Raw genomic sequence first — 26,459 nt, 5'->3', positions numbered from 1 at the left:
GCTTGCGTGAGCTTCGCTTGGTTCGTGACCAGGTCCTGTTGGGCTGCCGACAGGGCGTTGAATGCCGCGTTTGCCGCATCAACGTCTGTTTGATTATCCAGCGTAATTGCGGCCGGATCCGGCAAGGCCGCGATCTGAGCGGTTACGGCGTTTGCCGCCGCGATCAGCGTGCTGATTCTCGCTTCGGCTTGCGTGAGTTTCGTTTGGTTCGTGACCAGCGCTTGCTGCGATGCCGATAACGCGTCAAACGCAGTTCTCGCGCTCGTTACAGCCGCTTGATTGTCCAGCGTGATCGTTGCCGGATCCGGCAAGGCCGCGATTTTCGCGGTGACCGCATTTGCCGCCGCGATGAGCGCTTCGATCTTGGCTACCGCTTGCGTGAGCTTCGCTTGGTTCGTGACCAGGTCCTGTTGGGCTGCCGACAGGGCGTTGAATGCCGCGTTTGCCGCGGTAACGTCTGTTTGATTATCCAGCGTAATTACAGCTGGATCCGGCAAAGCCGTGATCTGAGCGGTTACGGCGTTCGCAGCAGCGATCAGCGCATCGATCTTGGCAATAACAAGCGCGAGCTTGTCTTGATTCGTGACCAACGCTTTCTGCGGCGCGGTCAACGCGCCTAGAGCGTCCTTGGCCGCGGTAATGTCCGCTTGGTCTTCCAACCGGAGAAGCTCGGGTTCCGGCAGCGCGGCAATGAGCGCGATAACGGCGTCCGCGGCCGCTTTGTCCGCTTTCAGCTCCGCGATCCGGGCGACCGCGTCCGCCAGCTTGGTTTGGTTACCGGTCGTTACCAAAGCTTTCTGCGCCGTCGATAGTTTGCCGAAGGCGGCGTTGGCGGCCTCGACGCCCGCCGCATTCGCCGCCAGCGTCAGATCTGCCGTTGCGGGGAGCGCCGTGATCAACGCCGTGACGTCATCCGCCGCGCGTTGGTCGAGTTCCTGCTGGGACGGGCCCGATGGCGCTGAAGACTTCGGAACGATAAGGTTGCCGTTCTCGTCTTCCAGCCTCCCCGGCTGCGTCTCGAAAGAGCTGGATGCTTGCGCGGCTTCGTTCATTTGCACCGTATCGATCTTTCCGCCGCCGATCACCTTGATGGCCGCGTTCAGCACCAAATCGACGATTCTAGCTCCCGTACCCAAATTAATATCGTTGCCCGTAGCGTTCTCGCCTACCGTAATATGCTGGACATTTCCGCTTGGAATGTCGATGCGGACCTTGACGCCCGTCACGTCGACGTCATCGAACGCGCCGAGGAGCGTGATCGAGCTGCCCGCCGGAAGCAGCTGGCTTAACTGCACGTCGGTAAACCCTTCGCCCGTCAGGCCGGCTTCTTCTTCCAACGTGGCAGCGGTCTGCAGTCGAACCGTCGCCACCGTCGTCGAGCCTTCGGCCACGATGCGGACGGCGCCGGCCGTTTTGTCCACGACGATCGTAAGCAGCACCGAATCCTCGAAGTGGATACTGTGCGCGCCGCCGCCCTGCACCAGCGTCGTGCCCTTAACGGTCACATGATCGAGGACCGCATCGCCCTCGCCGATTCCCGCCGCGAACGTAAGGTTGCCTTCGACAACCGTATTGCGGAGCGTTACGCCCGGCGAGGACACGACGACGTCGCCATGGATCGTTTGAGTCCCCGTCGCGGGTCCGACGGTGCCCGCTTTATCGAGGACGACCGGCGCGGACTTCACTTTGAGCGCGTGGCTCAAAATAACGACGGCTTCCGCGCGGGTGGCGTTATTGGCCGGCTTGAACGTATGATCCTCGTACCCGTCCATGATTCCGTTGGCTTCGACGGCGCCGATGGCTCCCTTGCTCCATGCCGGAATCATGGCCGAATCGGAAAAAGCGTCTGCGCCTTGCGGCAATGGCGCCAGCCCGAGCAGGCGCTCGACGATCAGCGCGATCTCTTGACGGGAGATCGGCGAATTGGGGTGGACGGAGCCGTCCTCGAACCCGGTTAAGTATCCTGCCTTCACGGCTTTCTGGAAATCGGCGTAGCTCCAATCGGCCGCTTTCAAATCCTTGAATGCCGCGTTCCCGGCCGCGGTAAAGCCGAACGCGCGGTTGACGAGCGCGACGAACTCCGCTCGCGTGACGGCTTTATCCGGTTGAAAGCTGCCATCCTCGTAGCCGTCGATCAGGCCTTGGGACATCCATTGGGCGATATCCTGCTCCGCCCAATGGCCGACGATATCCGGTGCCGTTCCCTCAGTGACGGCCGCCCCGTTCGCCGCCCCGAGCAAAGAGAGCGATAACGATCCGGCCACCGTAAGGCTGACCATTTTTTTCGTTAATCTTGCTGTTTTCATTTCATGCCTCCGTTATGTTGGTTGACTGCGACTGATTGGAAATAGGTCTAATGCGTCATTGCGAATTCATTCGCCATGCGAGACCTAAAACCCTTTAACGGGATTAACTTCGCGCATGCGCATGTCCAGACATGGAGAAGAGGAGGCATGACGGCGTAAATTCTTGACGGAACAACCCGCGCGCGCTTGCGCTATTTGCGCTCGATTTGCAGGTAAGCGACGTCCTTGACGGTATACGTATCCTTGATTCTTTCGTCCGAGATGACGTTCAGCTTCACGAGATGCGAGATCTTGGCCGTGTCCGGGCTGGAGAGCAGCCGCCACAGCTCAAGATCCGGCAGGGCTTCGAACAGCTTCGTCTCGTCGTATTCCTTCCGCCGGTGGGGAATCACCTTCACCCTGTAGCTGCCGACCTCCATCGACGTCGTATCGTTGTCCGCGCAATAGGCCAGGATCTCCTCGCGCAGCCGGCCCAGCTCCTCCTCGATTTCCTTCTGCTTGCGCTTCAGCCGGTAATAGCTTCTGACTTTGTTGTCCACTCGGTTCACGCTCCTTTTAGCAGATGTATATGCCGGCTAAGGAAGCATTAGAGCGAACCGGGTCGAGCCGATTCGGAGCGCAACGCAAAAGCCCGGCCGCATGCGGTCGGGCTCTCATCGTCATAGCAGCTCGAATTCCAGGTAAGCGTAATTCATCTGTCCTTCCAGAACGGTACGCAGCGTCAGTACCTGGACGCCTTTCTCCAGATGAAGGACGGTCAACCGTTCCGCTTTGTTCCAATGATGCCACTGGCGCCACTCCACTTCATCTTCCGCATCGTACGTGGACGCGATTTCGAGCAGCTCTGCCGCCGCTTCGCCGTCCACGGACAGGGAAACGGCCCCTCCCCGATTGGACGCGTAGAGCAGATGCACCAAGTAGATCCCGGCCCGAGCCACCTCGACCGTATAGTTCATCCACTCCCCGGGCTCCGTCCAGCCCACGTAGGGCATGCCGATCTCCGGCTGCACCAGGTTATACGCGCTATCGTCGATACCGCCCGGTTTGGTATAGCTCGTATCCACGCCCTCATGGAGCCGAAACTCGTTCAGATAGGTCCCGTCCGCCGGATTCAGCCGGCCGCTGCCCTGGTTGATCGCGGTCGCGTCGTGGTAAGCGATGCCTTCTCCCCCAAGATCGTAATACGCGCACATCACCTTGCCTGGAATGAGCTGAGGCCCGCCGACGTGCTTCGCGTCCCGATACGGTTTTCCTTCGTAATTCGCTCTCACGTCAATCGCCCCTTGGATTAGAATGCGTTCAGGAAGGCGCGCCGGGACGCGTCTCGCCGCCGTACCGGGCATAAGCCGCGGGCGAGCTCCCCGTCCATTTCTTGAACGTATGGATAAAATGCGCCTCGTCGAAGTAGCCGACCTGCATGGCGACGGAGCTGACCTTCTGCTTTCCGTCCCCAAGCAGCGTCTTGGCGACTTCGATGCGGTATTGATGGAGATAATCGATGTACTTGATACCCATCTCCTGTTTGAACAACGTGGACAAGTAGGACGGTGATAGGTATACCTCCTCGGCCACCGCTTTGAGGGTGAGGTTGCTCGCGTAGCGTTCTTTGATGAGCTCGACGGCCCGCGCTATCGTCCGGTGGATCGATTTGTGGGCATTGCGGCTCTCGACGAGCTTCTGGATCATCTGGGTCGTCACGGCGAACAGCTCGTCGACCGTCTCCGCCTTCAGCATCTCGTCCGCCAAGCGAACCAGGCGATCATAGCCCGTCCCGTCGGCCGAGGAAGCTTCCGCCTCCTGCAGCAGCCTCGACATCAGGGAGAGGGTCTGAATATGAAACTCGGAGCGATTGGGCACCAAAATCCCTTTGAACCCCGTGAACCATTGATCCAAGCAATCGATAACCTCCGAATATTGCCCGCCCTTCAGCTTATCGAAAAACAGCCGCTCCAGCTCCTCCAGCCGCAGCGACTGCTCGGCCGCTTCCCGCTCCTCCGCCTTCAGGTGATCGGCATAGAAATAAATGCCGCCCGGACCTTGGAAAAAACTGAGATCCAGCGCATGGCGCGCCTGGCCGTATTCGATATTCAGCACGTGCAGGCTTCCGGGGCGGTCGGAGCAGCCGATGGTCGCCGTGATTTTGAGATAGACGAGAATATGGTGCTGCAGTCGCTCCAGCTTCGCGCGGATGGTCTGACGGCTGCCCGACGATTCGTGCCAAATGACGATCATGTCTTCCTTGTCCCGGAAGGTTTCATACGATGCCCCGAAGCCGTCCATCGTTTCCTTGACGATGTTCAAGGCGGCATAGCGGATCAGCTCCCGGTCATGGGCGGCATGACCGTACGAGGCGTTATTCTTGAATTCGAGCCTGATGATGGCCAGGTTCAGCCCAGTTTCCGGGAGCTGGATGCCCAGCGTCCGCGCCCTGTCCACGCGGTTCTCCCAAGGACTCTCGGCGCGATGGAGCCAATCGCCGAGCAGCTGCGTTTTGGCAAGCGATACGTTCTGCCGCCACTGGTTTTCCCAGTCGTCGTTTTCCTTCTTCCGGTCCATTGCGGCAAGCGCCGCTTCTTTGGCCTGCAGAACCGCTTTCAACACGTCCAGCGGATGGCAGGGCTTCAGTATATAATCGAACGCCCCGAGCTTCAGCGCCTTCTGGACCAAGTGAAAATCGTTGTAGCCCGAGAGGAGCAGCGTGGTCGCGAAGTAACCCCGGGCCTGCATCTCCTCCATGAGCTGCAGGCCGTCAAGGTTCGGCATCTTGATATCCGTCAGCAGCAGCTCGGGGCGGTGCCTCTCGATCAGCTCCAAAGCTTCGGCGCCATGCGCGGCGGTCGCGCACAGCTCGATGCCGTTCGACGACCAATCGATCAACCGGGAAAAGGCTTCCCGGACCGGAAGCTCGTCATCGGCAATAATCAGCTTCAGCATTCCATCCGCTCCTTCCGCCATCGAATCTTCAGTCGTACGATCGTCCCGGCTCCCAAGGCGCTCTGGATATCGATGGAGGCCTCGTCCCCGTAATGAAGCCGGACGCGTTCCTTGATATTGGCGATCGCGTAGCCCGGATCATCGTCGATCCCGGAGAGCCGTTCGGGCGTCATGCCGCTTCCGTTGTCCCTGACTTGGATAATCAGCATGCCATCCTCCGCCTCCGCGGAAATGCCGATATAGCCCGGCTCCTCCAACGGCTCGATGCCGTGCACGATCGCGTTTTCCACGAAGGGCTGGATCAGCAGCTTCGGAATGGGGAAATCCGCCGCTGCCGGATCAAGCTCGACTTCGTAATCGATTTTATCGCCGAACCGGATCTTCTGCAGGAACAGGTAGCTTTCGACCAGCTGCAGCTCTTCTCCGAGCGTGATCAGGTCTTTGCCGCCGCTGAGGTTCATTCGGAAGAAGGTCGAGAGCGCGTAGATCATCTGGGCGACTTGGTGATCGCCATGCTGAAGCGCGAACAGGGACACGGAGTTCAAGGTGTTATACAGAAAATGAGGATTGATCTGCGATTGCAGCAGCTTCAATTCCGAATCCTTCTGCTTCAGCTCGACCTGGTAGACTTCCTCGATCAGCTGGCCGACGCGCCGCACCATCGTATTGTAGCCGCGGTTAAGCTGGCTGAGCTCGTCCTCGTCCACGACGCTGATCGATTGGGTGAAATCCCCCTTCTGCACCTTCCGCATCGACGCCAGCAGCTGGGTGATGGGCTTCGTGAACCACGTCGAAATGTACCAGGTGCAGGAAATCGCGAGAATCAACAGGCCGATGATGACGAGCAGCGTAAAGCTCTTGATCGGCTTCAATTGTCCGATCAGCTCGCTTCTCGGCCGGACGACGATCACATGCCAGCCCGTGAGCTTCGAGCGCTCGTGGGTGATCAGCCACGACGAGCTGGGCGGCGCCCAGTCCACCTCCTTCAACGCTCGCCCGGCTTGGCTTTGATAGTAGGGCGTTTGACGGATGGACTGACCGATCCACCTGCCCTGCGAATCGCTGATGATCTCGCCGTCGTTATTGGTGACAAGCGTCTCGACGCCCGGACTTTCCGAGGCATAAGAACGACGCAATTCCGTCTCGTCGATGCCGATGACGACGAAGCCCTGCAAATCGAGGTTGACGAGGTCGCTGTAAGGCCTGGCGAATATGATGCGCGGGCTCGGGCTCCGCAGGAAAATCGGCGCCGCCGCGTCCTGGATGTCCCACGTGCCCTGCCCCGCGTTGGCAAACACCGTGCGATAGGAAGCCGTCTTCATGAAATCGTCGTACGAGACCGCCGGCAAATTGCCGAACTCCACCATTTTGCCGTTGATCCCGTAAATCGCCAGCGATTTGAAAAACTGCCGGGTCACCATCAGCCGGTTGATGCTCTGAAAGACGTTCTGCGTCAGGTTCGGGTCCAGATCCTGATCCCGGTTCAGCAGCACGGTATGAAGCTCGGTCGACAGGTACAAATAATAATAAATATCCAAAATGTCCTTCGAGAAGTAATCCAAGTGGGAGACCGTCTCGTTGGCCAGGCTCTTTTGGCTCTCGTCCATCTTGCTCAGCACCTGCTTCGCGGCGACGTGATACGAGTATTCGCCGATGGCGATGTCCGGCAGCAGCAATAACGGAAATATCCATAACAACAGCTTCATGCGCAGAGGCAGCCGCCGGTAGTATCGCATCAGCTTGTGGGGTATACGCATGCAGCCGCCTCTTTCCGCGAGATTGGTTTCCGTTATCCTTTGACCGACCCGTGCGAGATGCTGCTCGTAATTTGATCGGTGAACAGCAGGTACACGACGACGGACGGAATGGCGATGACCGTCATGACCGCCGCTTGCGCCGCGTAATTGCTGGAATACTGTCCCGTGAATTGCAGCAGCGAAAAGGGCAGCGTCTTATACAGCTCCGAACGGACGTAGGTCAAGGCCATGATGAATTCGTTCCAAGAACTGAGGAACGAGAATACGCTGACCGTCGCGATCGCCGGCCGGGTGATGGGCAGCATGATGCGAACCAGGATGCCCGGCACGCTCAAGCCGTCAAGCACGGCGGCTTCTTCGAGCGCGCGCGGCACGGTCTGCAGGAACCCGCAGAAGATCAGGGTGCAGAACGGCAAGCCGAACGCGACATAGGGAAGGATCAACGCGCCGTACGAATCGAGCAGATGGAACTGCTTGAAAATAAAAAAGTTCGGCAGCAGCGTCGCGTGCAGCGGGATGATGAGCCCGACGACGAGCAGCGTATAGAAGAAGCTGCTGAGGCGCCACTTCATGCGGGTCAGGACGTAAGCCGTCATCATAGACAATAGCACGGTCAAGAAAATTGTAACAGCCGCCACGACCAGACTGTTGGTCAAGTACCTCGGAATATGCCCCGCGGTAAACGCGATCCGGTAATTCGCCCATTGCGCGGGCTTCGGCCAGATCAGAATGGACGCGCCGAAAAACTGGGAGCTCTTGAGCAGGGAATAATCGACCAGCCATAAGAGAGGGAACAGCTGGATCGCCGCGAAGGCCGCCATCACGATTCCGAACGGCCAGCCGAGCGGCGACTTGCGGTTCATTGCCGGATTTGCCCGTGCCATTAGAATTCACCTACTTCTTGTCTGCCCATTCGGTTCAATGCAGCCGTCACGAGCAGGCATACGATAATGAACAGGACGGAGATCGCGTTCGCGTAACCGTAGAGATTGATCGAAAATGCCTTCTGGTACAGATAGGTGGCCAGAAACTGCGTGCTGTTGTCCGGGCCGCCCTGCGTCATCAAGTAAACGGTATCCATCTGCTTGAACGCCGCGATGAAGGCGAGAATAATGCTCGTGCGGATAACGGGCTGCAGCAAGGGCAGCACGATCCGGGTGTTGAGCTGCCAGGCCGTCGCGCCGTCCAGCCGGGCCGCTTCGTGCAGGTCCTGCGGAATGCCCTTCACGCCGGTATAGTAGAGCAGGAACGCGTAGCCGAATCCCTGCCACATGGCCACGAAGATGATGCTGGCGATCGCCCAGGAGGAGCTGCCGAGCCAATCCTGCCGCCAGGTGGATAATCCGACGGCGTCCAGCAGCCGATTCAGCAGGCCGAACTGCGTCGACAGGATCTGAACCCACATCTTGGAGGTGACGAATCCCGAGATGATGGACGGAATGAACAAAATCGTCCGGAGCGCCTTCTCCGCGCGTCCGCAATATTGCAGGATCATGGCCGTGGCGACGGCCAGCGGATGCTGGATGAGCAGGAACGCGCCGCCCAGCAGGAACGCGTTGCGGAGCGCCTTCCAGAATACCGGATCGTGCAGCAGCAGCTCCCGGTAATTATGCAAGCCGACCATGCGATAGGCGCTTATCCCGTCCCAGTCGGTGAAGCTGTAGAATAAACTGACGAAGACGGGAATGAACACGATCGCGAAAAAAACCGCGAAGCCCGGCGCCATCATCAAAAAGATCGTTCGTTTGTCGCTCATCATCCGATGCATGAAATCAACCCATTCCGTTTGAAAAATAGAAGCAGAGAACCGAAGTCGCTCTGCCTCTTTCGCGTGCCTATTTACTTCGCGGCCTCATTGGCTTTGTTGCTTTCTTCCGCCGCCGCGTCGATCAGATCCACGAAGGCTTCCGGCGTGTACTTGAACGCGGTAAGCGCCTGAATGCCGTTCGTGAACTTGGACGCGTCGTCGGACTGCAGGTTGTCGGTCGCGACATTGCCGCTGATCGTCGTCGCGTTCGTGAAGATATCCGCCAATTCCTTCTGCAGGCTGGATTGCTGGTCCGTCGTATACTGGTTGAACTCCTGCGCCGGGAACGTGACGCCGCTTTGCCATACGCTCTTCGCCCAGTTGTCCTGCTTCATCATCCACAGCGCGAAGGCTTTGGCCTCCTGCGCATGCGGGGACTTGGCGTTGACGCTGTAGCCTCCGCCGAACCAAGCCATCAGATCGGTATTGGCGCCCTTGTCGCCGGCAGGAATCGGCAGCGCGCCGATGTTGCCGCGAATATCATCGGGAATGTTGGGATCCGAGCCCATCCCCATCTCCCACTCGCCCATGATGAACATGGCCGCCTTGCCCTGCACGAACAGATTCTTGGCCGCGCCGTAATCGAGGTTCAGGAAGCCTTCGCCGAAGGCGCCGGCCTTGACGATCTCCTGCATCTTGGCCGCGACCTGGATGCCGCCGAGATCCTTGAACGTCCCTTTGCGATAAACCGCGTCGGTCAAGGTCTGGAAGGAACCGGACGAACGCTGCATTTCGTTCTGGAACCACAGGAAGAGCGGCCAGCCGTCCCGGCCGTCCATGGCGACGGGCACGATTTTCTTGTCGTTCAGCTTCTTGCTGACGTCGATCAGCTCCGCTTCCGATTTGGGCGGCTCCAATCCATTGTCTTGAAAGATTTTCTTGTTGTAATAGAGCACCAGGAAGTCCGAGTTTTTCGGCAGGCCGTAGATTTTGCCGTTCGAGGTGAACGCTTTGAGGGCGGCCGGCTGGAAGCCCATGTCCTTCACGTCGTCCGGCGTGAATTCCATCAGCGTATCGTTCTTGATCAGCGGATTCATCAGGCCCGGCAGCGACCACATCATCATCACGTCCGGCATGGCGTTCGACGCGTTGTAGATCTTGAGCTTGTCCTGATACTGCTGATCGGGGGATACCGATTCGAACTTGATCGTAATAGTAGGGTTTTCCTTCATGTACGCATCCGCCAGCTGCTTCTCGACGAGGCCTTGGCCCGTCGTCTGATCGGCGTTGTTGGAGAAAAAGTTCAGCGTAACGGGCTTGTTCCCCGCCGACGCCGAATCGCCCGCGTTCGCGGCAGGGCTATTGCCGCTTCCATTCGTGCTCCCGTTCGTGCTTGCGTTGTCCGATCCCGAATTTCCGCAAGCGGCCAAGCTGACGCTTACCGCGCCCACGAGCAATAAACTACCGAAACGCTTCATGTGGAGCCCACCTTTTGTATGTTTGTTATGGTGCGCTTTAAGTTTATCAAGACGGGCGGCGCCCAAATAGATAGCATAAGTTCAAAAAGCTGTAGATTATTTAGAAGGTTTCCCCCGGTCGAAGGCGGCGATGCAGCTTTTCTTCGCAAGTCAGGCAGGGAGAGGGCGGTGCTTAAAACGCAAAAACCCGCAGGTTCGACGCTTCCGGAGAAGTATCGATCCTGCGGGGGAATGGAGCGCCGACTGCCGGAAAGCGTGTCTGCTTCATGAAGCATCCGCGGGCTGAGTGTCTCGGCTTGGCCGCGGCCTATCGCCGCCAACCTTACTCCCTGTATTTCGCGATCAGCGCCATCTTCAGCTCCCAGGCCGTCTCGCTGAGATTGACGCGGTATTCCGCCGGGTTCGTCTTGCGCAGCACCTGCGGCCAAAACAGCTTCAGCTGCTCGCGGTGATAGCGGCGGATGTCTTCGAGCGAAGGAAGCTCGTAAACCAGCTCGCCCTCCCGGAAAATCGAGGCCAGCAGCGGCACGGCATCGTAGAGCCGGACGACTTTCTGAATGTAATGGTGCACGGGGTCGAAGAGCCGCAGCGGTTCTTCGGTATCCATCGGACCTTCCTCCGCGAGCGTCAAATAATCGCCTTCGGCGATGCCGGTCTCGCGGTTGACGATGCGGTACAGGTCCTTGCGTCCCGGCGTGGTCACCTTCTCGGGATTGCCGGAAATCTTGATGACCGGCACGAGTTCGCCGTCCTTCTCCCGCGCCACCAGCTTGTAGACGCCGCCGAGCGACGGCTGGTCGCCCGAAGTGATCAGCTGCGTGCCGACGCCCCATACGTCGATTTTGGCGCCCTGCCCCTTCAGGCTGAAGATGAGTCCTTCGTCCAAATCGTTCGACGCGACGATGCCGACATAGCGCAGTCCCGCTTCGTCCAGCATCCGCCGGGCTTCCTGCGACAGATAAGCCAAGTCGCCGCTATCGAGGCGAATCCCGTTCATCTTCTTCCCCTGCTTCTCGAGCAGCTTTCCGATCCGGATCGCGTTCGGCACGCCGCTGCGCAGCGTATCGTACGTGTCGACGAGCAGCGTCACTTGATCGGGCAGCACTTCCGCGTATTTGCGGAACGCTTCTTCTTCGCTGTCATGGCCCTGCACCCAAGCATGGGCATGCGTTCCCTTGACCGGAATGCCGAACAGCATGCCCGCCCGCAGGTTGGACGTCGCGTGAAAACCGGCGATATACGCCGATCGGGCGCCCCAGACGGATGCGTCGGCTTCCTGCGCCCTTCTCGTGCCGAACTCCAGCAGGCCGTCGTCGCCGGCCACCTGCTTGATGCGCGAAGCTTTCGTCGCGATGAGCGTCTGGTAATTGACGAAGTTCAGGATCGCCGTCTCGATCAGCTGCGTTTCGAAGATCCGGCCCGTGATGCGCAGCAGCGGCTCGTTCGGAAACACGAGCGTTCCTTCCGGCACCGCGTCCAGCTGCCCGGTAAACCGGAGCTCGCGCAGCGCGTCCAGGAACGCTTCCGCGTAGCCTTCCTCCTGCTCCCGCAGGTAGGCAATCTCCTCGTCTCCGAAGCGAAGATTCCGAATATAGTCGACGACCCGCTCCAATCCGGCGAAGACCGCGTATCCATTGCCGAAAGGCAGCTTGCGGAAGAACACCTCGAATACCGCCTGCTTGTTATGCGAGCCTTGCACCCAATGGGCGTACATCATATTGATCTGATATTTGTCGGTGTGCAGCGTCAAATTCTCGTGCGTCATGCTCATCCCCGCCGTTTCTCCTTTTGCTCTACCGCTTGATCTGTTGGCCGTCCTTGTACATCGCCGCGCCGAGCGAGTCCCTGAAATGTCCCAGCGCCCAGTCATGGCCCGGCGCGTTGAACGTCGCGACCGCATCGGCATGAACCGCGAGCTCGTAGCCTCTGTTGTACGCGTCGACGGCCGTGTGAAGGACGCATATATCGGTGCATACGCCGACGAGGTGCAATTCCCGAATGTCCCGCATGCGAAGCTGCAGCTCCAAATCCGTGCCGGCAAACGCGCTGTAGCGCGTTTTATCCATCCAATGGATGCGATCGCGATGCGCTTCGTACGTTTCCTTCAGCTTGCCGTACAGCTCCCGGCCGCTCGTGCCTTCGATGTTGTGAGGCGGAAACAGCTTATGCTCGGGGTGAAGCTCATCCCCCTCGCGGTGCAGGTCGACGGCCATGACGACGAAGTCGCCCTCTGCCGCGAACCGCGCCGTCAAAGCCGCGATGCGATCCTCGATGTCGATGGCCGGCTGGCCGCAAGGCAGCTTGCCAACGACGAAGTCCACGGTGTAGTCGATGACGAGGAGTGCTTTCATATGGAGCTCCCCTTTCGGATGTGAATGAAGGTTTCGAATCGAAAATACGGATTGCGAATTGAATTGAAGATGCAAGGCGGCTAGCTGTAAATCGAAAGCCGGGGCACGTAGTCCGTGAACCGGTACAGCTGCGCCGCGCGTTGGGAGTGGCGGTTGGACTGCTTCAGTTCTCCCTTGCGGTCGCGCGCTTCTTCTATGATGCCCTTGCGGCTCTGCGTCGACGTGATCTTGCGGATAAAATTTTTCTCTTCGAACGCCGGCACGACCGCTTCGATCACTTGGTAGAGCTCGCCGATCGTAAACTCCTCCGGGAGAAACGAACGCGCGATCGTCGTCGTCAGCATCTTGACGCGAATCTGCTGCAGCGCGTCCTCGAGAATCGAGCGGTGATCGAAGGCGAGGTCCATCGCCAGCGCTTCCTGCACCGGGAACAGCCGGACGTCTGCGGCGTCGTCCGCCGCGCGCCGCTCCGCGAGCGCATGCTCGTGCACGAGCGCGAAGAACGCGTGCGAGATCATCCATCCGCGGGGATCGCGGCCGGGCTCGCTGTATGCGTTGAAATATTCGATGTGCACGTCGGCGACGCCCGTCTCCTCCCGCAGCTCGCGCAGCGCGCTGCCGAGCAGCGTCTCCGTCTCCCTGGCGAAGCCGCCCGGGAGCGCCCAATGGCCTTGGTACGGCCAGCCTTTGCGCTGAATGAGCAGCACCTCCAGCTGCCGCAAGGGCAGCGACTTCTTCGCCGTGCCGCGCTCCGTCGACGTAATGGTGAAGATCACGATATCCGTCGGAGCGCCGTCCGGCGTGCGGTATCGGCCGGCCGAGTAGGACGCGGCCTCGTCAAAGGACTCGTTCACGATGGGATCACCTGCTTCGGTTTTCTTATATTGTCATTTTGACATAATTAAAAATAAAGTCAAGGGGCATGCCAAAAAATCCCCATTCGCGGAACGCCGTCTGTTCAACAGCGTTCACGAAATGAGGAAATTTAAACCTCCGGTTCGGCGGTATCGGCCGCCCGATCGGAGATTGCCCGTTATTTGGAGGGGGCGGGCTTGACTCCCTTGCCTGCTGCGGACGCCGTCGCGCCGCCTTCGCCCTGCGGGCTCTTCGTGCCTTTGCTCTTGTAGGGCTTGGGCGCGTTCTTCAAGCGTTTCTCGCCCGCCTGCCAGCGGGTCCAGCCTTTTTTGTCGGTGCCGCGGCCCGTACCGCCTTTGCCTTTGGCCATATCGTCTACCTGCCGGACAAGGAGGACCACTTCTGTTCCAGCCACTGATCGAATTCAGCTTCCTTATCGCCTTCGTAGGTATCGTAGACATCCGTTCGCATATGCTTCAGCTTTTCCTTGAATGCCTGGTAATCATGGCCCGCCGGCAGGCTCTTCTTGATGCGGAGCAGGATTTTGCCCGTGCCCTTGATCAGCTCGCCCGTCTTGCGTGCCGGCGCTTCCAGCTCCGCGCCCAGCTTGACCGCCGCGCGATGCGCCGCCAGCTGCACCTGATGCACGGGATCGTTCTGCGCGATGCGGGACAGCAGGTCGGTCACGGGTTGACCGCCCGCTTCGCCCAGCGCTTCCACCGCTTTCAGCCGCTCACGCCAGTTGGACATGCGCCCGGCGGATTTCTTCAGCTCCTCCAGCGTAGGCGCTGCGTCCGTCATTTGTTCTGTATGTTCCAAATCCATCAAACTCCCTTAGTCGAATCGCTTTAGCTTGCGTCCTTGCAATCACTACAACGCTACCTTTAAATACTTAGAAAGTCAATGCCGCGGCCGTCGCTAAGGCTGGCAGGCAGGTGCCGCGGAGTTCGCGACCAACGTCTTGGCGAACGTGCGGAAGCCGCACGCAGGTCGTGTTGAATCGATGCTTTCCCGGAGAACCGACTAGACCAGGATCGTGAAGACCGGCGACCGATTGGAAGCTTTCGCCTTGGTGTTGCCGACCTAAGGAAGGTTGCACCGACAAAGGAGCTGTTACCGCTGCTGGAGGAACGCGGACAGCTCCTTTCGGTGCGAAATCCAGCAAAAATACATTAATTAACTCACAGTTCGTGATTGGAGGATCCGTTTGCTGCAATTCTGCAGCAATTACTGGCAAGATCATGAATAGCGGTTTGAATTGTTGCGATATTGCTGCATATTCGCAGCAATATCGCCTGAATGGACGATTAGGGCAGAAGAATCCTGCACTTTTGCAGCATTTTCGAGGTTAACGTCCATGGCCGGCGACCGTTGGAGGCAAGGCGGCCAACCCTACACTCATGCGGCGTAGAATATTTACGCATAAAGCGCTCTTGGGAACCAAGCCTACCTTCTAGCGACTCTCCCCAGCCAACATCGTGACCTAGCCTGCCACCCCCGACAATGAGCGCTTGCTTACGCCGACCCGCCCGCCTACAGCGGAATTCGGCACGCGGAACGTTCTTCGACGATGTGCTCGCCGCCCTGCCGCCTACTGCGGAATCCGGCACGCGGAACGTTCTTCGACGATGTGCTCGCCGTTCTGCCGCCTACAGCGGAATCCGGTACGCGGACCATTCTTCGACGATGTGCTCGAAGCCTCGCCGCCTAAACGGAATCCGGTACGCGGAACGTTCTTCGACGATGTGCGCGCCGACCTGCCGCCTACAGCGGAATCCGGTACGAGGACCGTTCTTCGACGATGTGCTCGCCGCCCTGCCCGTAAATCCATCTGAAAACGAAGGCGTTGCCCTCGTAGCCCGTCCGGCTGCGAAGATCGGGCAGGACAATGGCTTCGAAGTTGTCCAGCAGCTTCTGCTGCATGTCGGTCAGGCGCGCTTCGTTCGTGTCGCGCTGCCGCAGCGCCTCTTCCTTGGAAGGTGCCGTCTGCAGGAAATACGCTAGCGCGACTTGATCCGGCGTCAGATCGTCCGGCAGCGGTTGGCCGGAGCCGCGGAACACCTGCTTCACCGTTTCCAGCCAATCCCCGTAGAGATTCACCGTGATTTCATGGTTCATAAGCGGTATAAACTCCTTCATGTTCTCGTTACCGTCCATTGTAGGGGGAAGCGGCGATCATCGCAAGTGCCGGCCGGACCTTCGGCCTCGAACACGGCAACGCAAAAGCTCCCGTGCGTTTCGATAGTCGAAACGCGCGGGAGCTTGGTCATCTTGCGTCTGGTTTGCGAGCCTCGCGGCTGTTCGCGGACAGCGCGGCGCGATTTATTCGGCGCCTCGCGGCATATTTGCGGATAGCGCGACGCGATTTGTTCGCCAGCGCCTCACGACATGTTCGCGGATAGCGCTGCGCGATTTGTTCCCTGGCCGACCGGGCGATGGATCGCGATGCGCGAAGCACCGCCCGGCTTCCGCCTAAACGGCCGGAAGCCGCCGTTACTTGACCGCGCCCGCCGTGATGCCGCTGGCGATCTTGCGTTGAAAGACGATATAGACGAGCAGCACGGGCACGATCGTGAAGAACAGCGCGGCGAACAGCGGTCCCCATTCCGTGCGGTACTGCATCTCCGCCTGCATGACGCCGATCTCGACCGGGAGCGTGTACTGGGTCGGATCGTTGACGAGAATCGTGCCGACGATGTATTCGTTCCAGATGTTCAGGACGTTGACGATGGCGACCGTGATGAGGCCCGGCTGCGACAAGGGCAGCATGACCCGGAAGAACGTGCCGAAATACGACGCGCCGTCCATGATCGACGCTTCCTCCAGTTCTTTCGGCAGCGATTTGAAAAAGCCGACGAGCACGAAGATGCCGAAGGCCAGCACGCTGGACGTGTACACGAGGATGAGGCCGATTTTGGTATTGATCAGGTGGAACGAGTTCATCAGGAAGAACAGCGGGATGAGCGCCAGGATGAACGGCACCATCATCGACGCGATGTAGAGCAGATAAAGCGCGCCGCTGCCGCGGAATTTGTAGCGCGCCAGCACGTACGCCGTCGTGGCCGCGAGCAGCAGGCCGAGCAAGGTCGAGCCGACCGTGATGATGATCGAGTTCAGGAAGTACGAATCGAAATTGTATTTGTTCCAGACGTACGAGAAGTTGGACCATAAGAGCGGCGCTTCGGGCAATGCCCACGGCAGGTGGCGGAAAAACTGGTCGTTGTTCTTGAGCGCATCGAGCAGCGTCCACAGCAGCGGATACAGCACGGACAAGCCCCAGAGGATCAGGATGGCGTAGAACGCGAATTTGACGATCGGGTTGCGGATGCCGTTGTTCATGATGATGTCCCCCTTAGCTCAGCTCGACGGTCTCATGACGAAGCAGCCGCTGCAGCACCACTGTCGTAATAAGCGAGAGCACCAGAATCAATACGCCGATCGCGGCCCCGAAGCCGAAATGGTACTGCCGGAACGCCATTTGGTACAAATACGAGCCCATGACCTGCGTGCTGTTGTCCGGCCCGCCTTCGGTCATGATCCAAACGATGACGAACGAGCCGTTCAGCGTCGTCATCATGATGTTGAGGATCGATACCTTCATCTGCTCCCAGATGAGCGGAACGGTGATGCGCCTGAACTGCGTCCACTGGCCCGCGCCTTCCAGGTCGGCCGCCTCGTAGTAGGACGCCGGAATGTTCTGGATCGCGGCGATCAGCAGGATCATGTAGAAGCCGATGCCCGCCCAGATGGCCGGCGGCAGCAGCATCCAGATCGTATGATTCGTGAAGCCGAGCCAGGTGATGCTGACCTTCTCGTCGGTGAACAGGGACAGAAACGCGTTCAGGAAGCCGATTTGCGGATTGTATATGAAGTTCCACAAGACGCCGATGACGACGACGGAAATGACGTTCGGAATGAAGAAGATCGACCGGAAGAAGCCGGCCATCTTGAAGTTGAACCGGGTCAGGGCTACCGCGAAGAAGGTCGCGAGCACCATGATGCCGACGATTTTGCCGACGACGAGGAAGTAATCGTTGCCGATCGCCCGCCAGACGATGGGATCCCGGAACATTTCCTTGAAGTTGCCGAAGCCGATGAAGTCTTTCGTTTGCGACATGCCGGACCAATCGAACATGGAATAGTAGAGGCCTTTGGCAACGGGATAAATGGTGAAGACGCAGAAGAACACGAACGTCGGGATGATGAACGAAGCGATGAAAAGATTTCTCTGCCACTTGGCGCTGCCTGCTTCCATGACGCGACCGCCCTTCCGGTAAAATTCGCGAAGGACGACCGGGCGGACCCGGCCATCCATCGCGCTTCTGTGTCTTAAGCGTGCAAACGAAGCTTGCTTACTTAGCGACTTTCTTGACGACGTCGGTTACGCGTTTGACCCAGCCGGCCGGATCGATCTTGCCGATCGTGAGCGCGTCGGTCGCGTCCTGCATTGCCTTGTCGACATCCGCGTTGAACGTGATCGTCGGAATGACGATCGTGTTCGGATCCGTCAGGTACTTCGCCGCGTCCTTCACGAAGCTTGGCGCGTTGGAAGCGCTGATGTCGCCTTTGATGTTGGACGGCGCGCCGCTCAGCTCCGCCCATTGGGACGCTTGCGCTTTGGAGAAGACAAACTGCAGGAATGCGTGGGCGGCGTCCTTGTTCTTCGCGTTCTTCGCGATCGCGACGGTTGCCGTCGACGTGTTCGCGACGATCTTTTGGCCCGCGTCCTGCGTAATCGAAGGGATGAAGCCGAAGTCGAAGCCCTGCGGGATATCCTTGGACATCTCGTTCGGGAGCCACAGGCCGTTCGGAATGAACGCGTCCTTGTTTTGCAGGAACAGCATTTGCGAGTCGGTATGGTTGATTTGGATGGATGCTTTATCGATGAAGCCTTTGTCGCGCAGCGTCACGATTTTGCCCAGCGCCGTCTTGACGGCTTCGCTCTCGAACGCTTCGACCTTGTTGGCCGCCATGTCCTGCAGGACCTTGTAATCGCCGTTGTTCGCGGAGACGATGGCCGGGTACAGGAACGCGCCGTTGATGTAGTACGGGTATTTGCCGGTATGAATGAATGGCGTCGTGCCGGCTGCTTTGATCTTGTCGCTGACGTCGAGGAATTGTTGGAAGTCCTGCGGCTCTTGCCAGCCTTTTTCCTTGAAGAGCGCCTTGTTCCAAAAAATTCCCCACGAGTTCAGCACGAGCGGGATGTTATAGATCTTGCCGTCGAACTGCTGCGGCTGCTGCGCCAGCATGTCCAGGATCTTGTCGCCGTCCACGTTCTTCGCGTCCTTGATCCAGTCGGTCAGGTCTTCGAGCTGGCCGTCTTCGACCATCTGGCGATCGTTCAGCTCCGGTCCGTCGATGTAGACGAAATCGGGCGGGTTGCCGCCGATCCAGCGCGGTTTGTTCTGTTCGTTGATTTTCGGTCCGCCGAGCGCCTTCACATGCAGGTCAGGGTTAGCCGCTTGGAAATCCGCGATGACCTTCGTCCACCATTTGTCCCCGTAGCCGCCGACGAAGTATTGCACTTCGAAATCGCCGGTGAGCTTGGGCGTGTCGGTCGTTGCGCCGGCGTTCGTGCTTCCGGCGTTCGCATTCGTGGAATCGTTCGTCGTGGCGGCATTGTTCCCCGCGTTGTTGGTCGCGTTGTTCGTGGAGGCCGTGTCGTTCGGGGCGTTGTTGCCGTTGGACCCGCAACCGGCGAGCGACATCGAAGCAAGCAATACCGCCGCGCCCATCGCGGCGTACTTTTTCTTGTTCATCATTAAGCGTACCCTCCTAGTATGTGTGTGTCGGCGCCGGCATCGAATCTCGCGATTGCGATTGCCTTGTGCAAGACTGCCGCAGCGCTTGTATTCATCATAGTGGGCGGGGCGGTTTCGCTGAATCGAATATCTTCCACGAATTCTTTAGTATTTTCTTCTTGTAAAAAAATCGGGGAGTTCGCTTGGCATTGCAGCTTGCCAGCATCGGCATGCCTGCAGCTGGCGGCAGCTGGCTGGCCAAGCTAAGGTCAACGTGCATAACGACCGCTCACTATACGGCAGCTAATGCCGTACTTTCTCCCAAACCGCCGTTTCCGGTAGAAGTACGGTAACTCGTGCCGTTCTTTTGCGTAAAACCGCGGTTACCTGGAGATGTACGGCGCCTGGTGCCGTTCTTTTGCGTAAAACCGTTATTTAGAATAGATGTACGGCACCTCGTGCCGTTCTTGTGCCAGCACAAAAAAAACCGATCCGCGATATCGCGGACCGGTCGTATGAATGCCTGCTGCTTACCTCGCGCCGCCGGTTATCGCTTGCTGCGCGTCTCGGCGAAATGCTGCAGCTCGTCGAGCGCCGCCTTCGGCGCAAGGCCGTCGTACAGCACGGCGTCGCCCAGCTTGCGCGCATAGTCCATGACGGCCTGCCAAGCCGGCTCCTGCACCGGGTAAAACTTCGCCCGGGTGAGGGCGAGCAGATTGGCCTTCATGTCGTCGTCCTCGGCGGCCAACTCGTCGCCCACCTGAGAGTTGGCCGGCAGAAACCCTTCGCGCCGGATCATCTCGAGATAGGAGGGGTCGTCGTACAGAAAGTCCAGAAATTTGGACAATGCCTCTTTGTCGGTATGGTCCGTCTTGAAGGAGACGAGCACGTCGTGCACGCCGAACGAGATCGGCGCGCTGCCGTCCTTGACCGGTATCGGCCCCTGGCCCCATCGCAGATTCGGAAACTCCTTCGGCACGACGGAGGAGAAATAGTTGCCGGAGATCATCATGCCGAGCTTGCCGTCGCCGAGTATCCGCTGCTTCTCGTCGCGCGTCGTCACCGTCGGCTCCGGGTCGGTAAGCCCGGCGTCGAACAGCGCCTTCAGATACGTCAGCCCTTCCACGTTCTCGGGCGAATTGATCGTCCATCGGCCGTTCCGGATCCAGCCGCCGCCCGCGCCGAAGAAGAAGTACGACAGGTACGCCTGCGTCTCGTTGTCGGTCAGGTCGACGCCGAAGCCGTAGCCGGCGCCGGCTTGCTTGATCTTCGACGCGTCGGCCTTCAGCTCCGACCACGTAAGCGGAGGCTGCCGAATGCCGGCCTTATCGAAGATATCCTGGTTGTAATACAAGCTCCGGATCGTGGCGACGTACGGAATCGCGTATTGATGTCCCTCGATCTGGTCCATGCTCATCAAGTTCGGATACAGCTTGTTCCGAAGCTCCGGCGACAGGATGTCGTTAAAATCGTTCAGCAGGCCGTCCTTCGCGAAATGCGCGTAAACGTTCGTGTTCAGCAGGTCCGGCGGCTGGTTCTGGCTGATCATCGTCGTGTAGATGCCGTCCAGGATATCCCAGTTCGCAACCTGGAGCTCGATGTCGATGAGAGGATTCTTGAGCTCGAACTCCTTGACCAGCTTCTCCAGGATCGGCTTCGTCTCCGTGCTGTATTCGGAGGCCACGAAACGGATGAGCGAGCTCTTCTCCGGGGGAGGAGCCGCTTGTCCGCCTTCGTCGCCGCCGCAGGCCGAGAGCAGCAAGGGAAACGCGAGCAGCAGCGCGGCGGCGGCTCGTTTCGGGTAACGCGACGCAGCGGTCATGGCATGGACACTCCTTTCGAACGAATCTCTTGCTCGCGAGGACCTACTTCGTCACTGGATGACGGGAAACGGAAACATCAGCCGCTGGATTTCCGGGTCGTTCATGTTCGCCCGGGTCACGACGGTAGATCCGATCAGCGTCGTCCGGTCCGTCTTGCGGCCGCCCGCCGCCTTCACGGCGGTCTTGACGCCCAGGTAGCCGACGTTGAACGGCTTCTGGACGACGAGGGCGTCCACGGTGCCTTCTTCGAGCAGCTGAATCTCGTAGATCGAGCTTTCGAAGCCGATCAGCTTGTAGGCGTTCGTCTTCTTCGCTTCCTTGATCGCCTTGGCGACGCCGAGCGTCGCGTTCTCGTTCAGCGCGATGAACGCGTTGACCTTCGGATTCGTCCGCAGCAGCGCCACGGTGAATTCGTACGCCAGCTGCTCGGAATCGCCGCTGTAATAGATGCCGGAGATGCGGCCCCCATGAGCCTTCATCGCCTGCTCGATACCCGCGTACCGCTGGTTCGAGATCGGCGCTTTCTGCGAATCGCTGAACACCGCGACGGCCGGAGCCTCGCCTGCGGCGCGCGCGGCCGCATCGCCGGCAAGCCGGCCCGCTTGCAAATGATCGTTCGCGACGAACGCGGGCGGGTTCTTCAGCGCGAGCGGCGTATCCATGACGACGAGCTTGATCCCGGCCGCGCGAACGTCGCCCAGCAGCTCCGGGATGCGCGGATCGTCCATCGGCGCCACCGCGATCGCGGCCGGCTTGCGCGCGATCGCGTCCCGCAGGGCCGCGATCTGCCCCTCGACGTCCGATTCCTGCAGGGGACCCTGCAGGTCGAGGCGGACGCCAAGCTCTTTGGCCGCCGTCTGGGCGCCGGAGATGACCGCCTGCCAGTAATCGGAACGGACGTTCAGCGATTTGAGGACGACGGTGATCGTCTTGCCGCCCCGGTCCGGCCCCGGAATCAGCTTGGAGAAAAAAACGGCGTAGACGGCGGCCGTCGCGAGCACGAGAACGAGCAGAATCGTGAGGCGTTGCTTGCGCATGAGGCGTTCTTCCTTCGGTTAGAGTATGGGGATCGTGATCGTCACGCAGGTGCCGACTTCGCGCTCGCTGCGAATGTGAACGCCGTATTCGCGGCCGAAATAGAGCTTGATCCGTTCGTCGACGTTGCGGATGCCGATGCCTTTGCGGTCTTCCCCGTCTTCGGGAAGCAGCAGACGCTGCAGCTGCTCCGGCGTCATGCCTTGTCCGTTGTCCTCGACCTCGAACACGACGTTGTCGCCGACCCGCATGCCGCGGATCGCGATCAGCCCTTTGTCGGCGCTGCCCCGGATGCCGTGGTAGATGGCGTTCTCGACGAAAGGCTGGAGCAGGATCTTCAGCGTCTTGTTCCGCATGATGTCGTCCGCGATGTCGATCTCGTAATCCAGCTGGCTCTCGTAGCGCATCTTCTGGATGAGCAAATAATTCGCGATATGCTCGGCTTCCACGCGGATCGGGACGATCTCCTGATCCTTCGTGATGCTCGCCCGGAACAGCTTCGCGAGCGCCGACGTCATGAGGACGACCTCCTCGTGCTGCTTCTGCTCCGCCATCCAGACGATGGAATCGAGCGTGTTGTACAAAAAATGCGGATTGATCTGCGCCTGCAGCAGCTGCAGCTCGCTCTTGCGCTTGCTCTCCTGGTTCTGGATGATCTCGTCCATGAGCGTCTTGATGCGGCCGACCATCATGTTGAACGTCCGTCCGAGCTGCCCGATCTCGTTCATCTGGCCGATCTCGGTTTGAATGCCGAAGTTCCCCCGTTCCACGAGCTTCATGTCCGCCTGCAAATTCCGGATCGGCCGGGACAGACGGTAGGACAGCCAGAACGAGATCAAGAGCGAGATGCCGAGTCCGCACAGCGCGTACAGCAGGATGGAATTCCGGATCGTGCCCTTGCTTGCGATCAGGTCGTCCGTATACGCGACGCCGACGATCTTCCAGCCGAAGCTCGTATCCTGAATGGAGTAGATGCGCTTGCCCTTGTCGTCGTCGGCGATGAACGAGCTGCCGCTCTTCGCCGCGGTCACCTCGGGGATGAGCTCCGCGGTCAGGTTGCTGTTGATGAGCTGCTGCTGCGGATGATAGACGATGTTGCCCTTCCGGTCGACGATGAACACGTAGCCGCGCTTGCCGAGGTTGATGTTGCTCGCGAGGTCGTTGATGACGCTCAGGTTCAGGTCGACCAGAAACACGCCCTCCGCCGTGATGCCGTCGGTGCTCTTCAGCTCGCGGCTGAGCGAGACGACCCAGCGGTATTCGTTCTGGATGATGTTCTGGATATGCGGCGCGGAGATGACGGATCTCCCGCCGGCCGCCTTCGCGTCCTTGTACCAGGCCTGCTGCGCGATGTCGGCGTTCGGGTTGAGATCCGTGATCCGGCGGTCGGAGACGAACCGGCCGTTGTAGCCGAACACCATCAGGTTCGCGATGTCCTGCCGGGTGTAGAGAATGGCTTGGAACAGATCCGAGATGCGCTTCTCGTACGGCCGGCGCTCCTCGGGGCTGATGAAGCTGTTGTCCGAGATGTAATATTTCACGTCCTTGCTCGTCATCGCGAGCAGGGAGATGTTCTCCATGTTGTCGACGTAGGACTGGATGTTCGTGTTGACCTGTTTGATGATTTCCTCGATGTAGCCCTGCGAATTTTTCTCGACCGCGCCGACGGACAGCTGGTAGCTGATGAGGCTGATCGAGAGGATCGCGGCCAGGATGACGCACGAGAACGCGAACGAAATGCTGGACTGGATGCTCTTGAGCGGAAAGATCGGCAGGCGAAGCGGGCGTTCTCTCGGCATGTCAGGTTCCGCTCTCCTTTGCCGGCCCGTCTCGGTAGTCCTTCGGGGTCATGCCGGCCCGTTTTTTGAACAGGATGCTGAAATAATTCGGGTCGCCGTACCCGACCTCCGCGGCGATCTCGTAGAATTTCAGGCTCGTGGACCGGAGCAGCTCCTTCGCCTTGGCGATCCGGACGCCCGTCAAATATTCGACGAACGTCTCGCCCGTGTGCTGCTTGAACACGAGGCTGAAATAGCTGGTGCTCATGAGCACGTGGCGGCACAGGTCCTGCAGCGACATTTTGTCGTTGGCGTAGTTCGTCTCGATGTACTCGACCGCCTTGTGAATCTGCGCATTCGTAAAATGGTTCCGGTTCTCGGCGATTTCCGTCATGACGGCGCTTACGACCTGCTTCAGCCACGCCTCGATCTCGTCGAGCGTCTTGAACCGGTACACTTCCATGAGCATCATCTGGCTGTCGATCGACGCCTCGCGGTCATGCGGCACGACCTCCTGGATCGCGTTCATGAGCGAGAGGACGACCTTCTGCATCTGCAGGAAGCAGGTCTCGATCGGCACGCGCGACTGCTTGAGCTCCGCGATGCCGCGTTCGATCAGCTCCTGCGCCTCGCGGATGGAGCCGGTCTTGACGGCGGACACGAGCTTGCGGTCCCAGGCCATGGCCGCGGGCGGCGCGGCTTCCGGCCGCCCCTCCAGGTCGAGGATGCTGAGCACGCGGTTCTTGCCGTGGAGAAACCGGTAATCGAGCGCCGACAGGGCGCCCTTGTACGAGTCAGGCAGCAGCTCGGCGGACGGGACGATGCGCCCGATGCCGGCCGTCACCGTGAAGCTGAGGAATTTCTCGATGTGATGGCGCGCTTCCTCCGCGTAACGGAAAGCGGTTTCGTAAAGCTCGTTGCCGTCTCCCTCGCCGGTCAGGATCACGACCATCCGTTCCTCGCGGGTGCGGAAGACGATCGCGTTCTCGCGCCCGGCGATTTCCTCGAAGATATCGAAAGCGGCGAACCGCAAAAATTCAACGTCATGCGCGTACGAGAGCAGCTCGCGGTCGCCGAAGTCGTCGATGTCGGCCACGACGGCGACGGAGCCCGCGCCGAGCGGCGGCAGGCCGAAATACGCGAAGCGGTCCTCGATCTCCGCCTTGCCGAGGCCGACGGCGACGAGCCGTTCCAGGAACCGCTCCCGAAGCAGCGGCACGCTCTGCTTCAGCTGGCTTTGCAGTCGGCTGAGGTCTTCGCGGCGCTGCCGCTCCTCGTCCATCTCGCTCCGGGCCTTGTCGAGCAGCCCCCGGATCTCGCGCGCGGTGATCGGCTTCAGGACGAAATCCGATACCTTCAGGCGCAGCGCCTGCTGGGCGTATTCGAATTCGTCGAAACCGGTCAGGATGATCACCTTGATATAAGGATAGCTGGCGGCAATCAGGCCGGCAAGCTCCAGGCCGTCCATGAAGGGCATGCTGATATCGGAAATGACGAGATCCGGCTTGTCCTGCTCGATCGCCTCCCAAGCGTCGCGCCCGTTGGCGTAATCGCCGGCAAGCTCGAAGCCGTGCTCCCGCCACTGGATCGTATTCTTCAGTCCGACGCGGACGACGGCTTCGTCATCCACGATAATGGCTTTGTACATCCGTTCATCCCCCTCCCGCTCCCCTAAGAGTAGCCGATCGGGACGGCAATCGTCCATGCCTTTTCTTCTTCCAGCGGTGACGAATCGGCGAATGGATCGTTCCCCGAACGAATGAGGGGCAGCCCCGGCAACGTCCGACGCGGCGAGAAATGGGTGAATACGCCGTGCCTCGCCCGGTCGTCCGCTCATATCCTACAAAGAATGCCTATGAAAGCAGAGCTTGCACTTACGCCAAACGGAGATGATAATCCATGATTACCGTGATCACGTGCACGATCAGATCCTCGTGCATCGACAACGTGTTCGATAATTTCGACCGGCAGAAATGGAAGGACAAGAAAATGATCATCGTCCTGAACAACGACAAACTGAAGCTCAAACGCTACCGGAAACGAGCGAAGCGCTATCCGAGGAACAAAGTCCGCGTATTCAGGGTCAAGCAAAAATACAAGCTCGGCAAATGCCTGAACTACGCCATTAAAAGGGCCAGCAAAGGCCTCGTCGCCAAGTTCGACGACGACGATTACTACGGCCCCAAATTCCTGCGGGAAGCCGCCCGCGCCATCAAAGGGGGCAAAGCGGGCGTCGTCGGCAAGCGCACGGCTTATGTCTACTTTAAATCGAAGCGGGCGCTGATGCTGTATCGCCCCGGCGGCGAACGCACCTATACGCGCAGCCTCAAAGGCGGCACGCTGGTCTTCCGGAGATCGGTTTGGAAACGGGTCCCCTTTCCCGAATTCAAAAAGGTCGGCACCGACGCCGGCTGGCTCGGACGCTGCCACCGCAGGGGCATACGGCTGTATTCCTTGTCCAGGAAGCATTACGTCTGCATCCGCCGCAAAAATTCCGGCAGCCACACGCAGAAAAAAAGCATGCGGCGCTACATGTCGCAGTGCAGGATGGTGCGCAAGACGAAGCGTTATCGCCGTTACGTGAATTGACGGGGATGGGGAGGAAACAGAAGCGGCGGCCGGCCATGACGGCAGCCGCGAACGGCAAAAGG

The 26,459-nt window shown here is 59.4% G+C and carries 22 protein-coding genes; 1 reads left to right on the top strand and 21 read right to left on the bottom strand.

All coding sequences use genetic code 11. The features are described from left to right. The 21 genes from GT019_RS18010 to GT019_RS17910 form a co-directional block, all read right to left on the bottom strand. Positions 1-2,306 (bottom strand): S-layer homology domain-containing protein (locus GT019_RS18010; protein ID WP_201755442.1); only part of this gene is annotated, 2,306 nt, incomplete at its 3' end. A gap of 191 nt (positions 2,307-2,497) precedes the next feature. After that, entirely contained in the window at positions 2,498-2,845 is a 348-nt protein-coding gene (locus tag GT019_RS18005) for a hypothetical protein (protein ID WP_161744575.1), read from the bottom strand. A gap of 120 nt (positions 2,846-2,965) precedes the next feature. Further along, on the bottom strand, positions 2,966-3,577 hold the full coding sequence (locus tag GT019_RS18000) for a carbohydrate-binding protein (RefSeq protein ID WP_201755441.1): 612 nt from the start codon (positions 3,575-3,577) through the stop codon (positions 2,966-2,968). Positions 3,578-3,605: 28 nt separating this feature from the next. Continuing rightward, a complete protein-coding gene (locus GT019_RS17995) occupies positions 3,606-5,240 on the bottom strand; it encodes a response regulator (RefSeq protein WP_161744574.1) in 1,635 nt (544 codons plus the stop codon). Beyond that, positions 5,234-6,997: a cache domain-containing sensor histidine kinase gene (locus GT019_RS17990; RefSeq protein WP_161744573.1), complete on the bottom strand. Its 1,764-nt coding sequence runs from the start codon at positions 6,995-6,997 to the stop codon at positions 5,234-5,236. The genes GT019_RS17995 and GT019_RS17990 overlap by 7 nt, the downstream gene beginning before the upstream one ends. A 32-nt stretch (positions 6,998-7,029) precedes the next feature. Then, positions 7,030-7,881 carry a carbohydrate ABC transporter permease gene (locus tag GT019_RS17985; RefSeq protein ID WP_161744572.1) on the bottom strand — a complete coding sequence of 284 codons (852 nt, stop codon included), beginning with the start codon at positions 7,879-7,881 and terminating at the stop codon, positions 7,030-7,032. Continuing rightward, a complete protein-coding gene (locus tag GT019_RS17980) occupies positions 7,881-8,765 on the bottom strand; it encodes a carbohydrate ABC transporter permease (RefSeq protein ID WP_161744571.1) in 885 nt (294 codons plus the stop codon). Before GT019_RS17980 ends, GT019_RS17985 begins: the two co-directional genes overlap by 1 nt. 71 nt (positions 8,766-8,836) lie before the next feature. Further along, entirely contained in the window at positions 8,837-10,222 is a 1,386-nt protein-coding gene (locus GT019_RS17975; RefSeq protein WP_161744570.1) for an ABC transporter substrate-binding protein, read from the bottom strand. Between the two features lie 322 nt (positions 10,223-10,544). Continuing rightward, complete coding sequence (locus GT019_RS17970; RefSeq protein ID WP_161744581.1) at positions 10,545-11,987, bottom strand: nicotinate phosphoribosyltransferase; 1,443 nt, start codon at positions 11,985-11,987, stop codon at positions 10,545-10,547. Positions 11,988-12,015: 28 nt separating this feature from the next. Further along, a complete protein-coding gene (locus GT019_RS17965; RefSeq protein ID WP_161744569.1) occupies positions 12,016-12,573 on the bottom strand; it encodes a cysteine hydrolase family protein in 558 nt (185 codons plus the stop codon). Positions 12,574-12,653: 80 nt separating this feature from the next. After that, the gene (locus GT019_RS17960) at positions 12,654-13,427 is read right to left on the bottom strand and encodes an NUDIX hydrolase (RefSeq protein WP_161744568.1); all 774 of its coding nucleotides are present in this window, start codon (positions 13,425-13,427) and stop codon (positions 12,654-12,656) included. A 179-nt stretch (positions 13,428-13,606) separates the two neighbouring features. Next, on the bottom strand, positions 13,607-13,798 hold the full coding sequence (locus GT019_RS17955; RefSeq protein WP_161744567.1) for a DUF3934 family protein: 192 nt from the start codon (positions 13,796-13,798) through the stop codon (positions 13,607-13,609). 5 nt (positions 13,799-13,803) lie between these two features. Beyond that, entirely contained in the window at positions 13,804-14,247 is a 444-nt protein-coding gene (locus tag GT019_RS17950) for a HEAT repeat domain-containing protein (RefSeq protein ID WP_407945090.1), read from the bottom strand. A gap of 945 nt (positions 14,248-15,192) precedes the next feature. Further along, positions 15,193-15,546: a hypothetical protein gene (locus GT019_RS17945; RefSeq protein WP_161744565.1), complete on the bottom strand. Its 354-nt coding sequence runs from the start codon at positions 15,544-15,546 to the stop codon at positions 15,193-15,195. Between the two features lie 375 nt (positions 15,547-15,921). Further along, complete coding sequence (locus tag GT019_RS17940) at positions 15,922-16,767, bottom strand: carbohydrate ABC transporter permease (protein WP_161744564.1); 846 nt, start codon at positions 16,765-16,767, stop codon at positions 15,922-15,924. A gap of 13 nt (positions 16,768-16,780) precedes the next feature. Further along, positions 16,781-17,683 (bottom strand): carbohydrate ABC transporter permease, encoded by a 903-nt coding sequence (locus GT019_RS17935; RefSeq protein ID WP_161744563.1) that lies wholly within the window; start codon positions 17,681-17,683, stop codon positions 16,781-16,783. 97 nt (positions 17,684-17,780) lie between these two features. After that, positions 17,781-19,193, bottom strand: a complete 1,413-nt coding sequence (locus GT019_RS17930) for an ABC transporter substrate-binding protein (protein WP_201755440.1) — start codon at positions 19,191-19,193, stop codon at positions 17,781-17,783. 526 nt (positions 19,194-19,719) lie between these two features. After that, positions 19,720-20,994 (bottom strand): extracellular solute-binding protein, encoded by a 1,275-nt coding sequence (locus GT019_RS17925; protein ID WP_161744562.1) that lies wholly within the window; start codon positions 20,992-20,994, stop codon positions 19,720-19,722. 51 nt (positions 20,995-21,045) lie between these two features. After that, positions 21,046-22,032 (bottom strand): substrate-binding domain-containing protein, encoded by a 987-nt coding sequence (locus tag GT019_RS17920; protein WP_161744561.1) that lies wholly within the window; start codon positions 22,030-22,032, stop codon positions 21,046-21,048. Positions 22,033-22,050: 18 nt separating this feature from the next. Further along, a complete protein-coding gene (locus GT019_RS17915; protein WP_161744560.1) occupies positions 22,051-23,829 on the bottom strand; it encodes a cache domain-containing sensor histidine kinase in 1,779 nt (592 codons plus the stop codon). 1 nt (position 23,830) lies between these two features. Beyond that, a complete protein-coding gene (locus GT019_RS17910; RefSeq protein WP_161744559.1) occupies positions 23,831-25,456 on the bottom strand; it encodes a response regulator transcription factor in 1,626 nt (541 codons plus the stop codon). 251 nt (positions 25,457-25,707) lie between these two features. On the opposite strand from GT019_RS17910, the gene GT019_RS17905 reads away from it, so the two are divergent. Continuing rightward, positions 25,708-26,397 carry a glycosyltransferase family 2 protein gene (locus GT019_RS17905; protein WP_161744558.1) on the top strand — a complete coding sequence of 230 codons (690 nt, stop codon included), beginning with the start codon at positions 25,708-25,710 and terminating at the stop codon, positions 26,395-26,397. Positions 26,398-26,459: the final 62 nt, after the last annotated feature.

The sequence above is a fragment of the Paenibacillus glycinis genome, assembly GCF_009909185.1.
Lineage (GTDB): Bacteria > Bacillota > Bacilli > Paenibacillales > Paenibacillaceae > Paenibacillus_Z > Paenibacillus_Z glycinis.
The sequence above is the reverse complement of the archived record's forward strand: the minus strand, read 5'-3'. Positions and strand labels throughout refer to the sequence as shown.

Excerpts from the sequence above, each read along its gene's own strand:
- GT019_RS17905 (WP_161744558.1), top strand. The coding sequence starts at position 25,708 with ATGATTACCGTGATCACGTGCACGATCAGATCCTCGTGCATCGACAAC.
- GT019_RS17990 (WP_161744573.1), bottom strand. The coding sequence starts at position 6,997 with ATGCGTATACCCCACAAGCTGATGCGATACTACCGGCGGCTGCCTCTG.
- GT019_RS17975 (WP_161744570.1), bottom strand. The coding sequence starts at position 10,222 with ATGAAGCGTTTCGGTAGTTTATTGCTCGTGGGCGCGGTAAGCGTCAGC.
- GT019_RS17955 (WP_161744567.1), bottom strand. The coding sequence starts at position 13,798 with ATGGCCAAAGGCAAAGGCGGTACGGGCCGCGGCACCGACAAAAAAGGC.
- GT019_RS17985 (WP_161744572.1), bottom strand. The coding sequence starts at position 7,881 with ATGGCACGGGCAAATCCGGCAATGAACCGCAAGTCGCCGCTCGGCTGG.
- GT019_RS17935 (WP_161744563.1), bottom strand. The coding sequence starts at position 17,683 with ATGGAAGCAGGCAGCGCCAAGTGGCAGAGAAATCTTTTCATCGCTTCG.
- GT019_RS17910 (WP_161744559.1), bottom strand. The coding sequence starts at position 25,456 with ATGTACAAAGCCATTATCGTGGATGACGAAGCCGTCGTCCGCGTCGGA.
- GT019_RS17965 (WP_161744569.1), bottom strand. The coding sequence starts at position 12,573 with ATGAAAGCACTCCTCGTCATCGACTACACCGTGGACTTCGTCGTTGGC.
- GT019_RS17945 (WP_161744565.1), bottom strand. The coding sequence starts at position 15,546 with ATGAACCATGAAATCACGGTGAATCTCTACGGGGATTGGCTGGAAACG.
- GT019_RS17940 (WP_161744564.1), bottom strand. The coding sequence starts at position 16,767 with ATGAACAACGGCATCCGCAACCCGATCGTCAAATTCGCGTTCTACGCC.
- GT019_RS17925 (WP_161744562.1), bottom strand. The coding sequence starts at position 20,994 with ATGACCGCTGCGTCGCGTTACCCGAAACGAGCCGCCGCCGCGCTGCTG.
- GT019_RS17995 (WP_161744574.1), bottom strand. The coding sequence starts at position 5,240 with ATGCTGAAGCTGATTATTGCCGATGACGAGCTTCCGGTCCGGGAAGCC.
- GT019_RS17930 (WP_201755440.1), bottom strand. The coding sequence starts at position 19,193 with ATGATGAACAAGAAAAAGTACGCCGCGATGGGCGCGGCGGTATTGCTT.
- GT019_RS17920 (WP_161744561.1), bottom strand. The coding sequence starts at position 22,032 with ATGCGCAAGCAACGCCTCACGATTCTGCTCGTTCTCGTGCTCGCGACG.
- GT019_RS17970 (WP_161744581.1), bottom strand. The coding sequence starts at position 11,987 with ATGACGCACGAGAATTTGACGCTGCACACCGACAAATATCAGATCAAT.
- GT019_RS17980 (WP_161744571.1), bottom strand. The coding sequence starts at position 8,765 with ATGCATCGGATGATGAGCGACAAACGAACGATCTTTTTGATGATGGCG.
- GT019_RS17915 (WP_161744560.1), bottom strand. The coding sequence starts at position 23,829 with ATGCCGAGAGAACGCCCGCTTCGCCTGCCGATCTTTCCGCTCAAGAGC.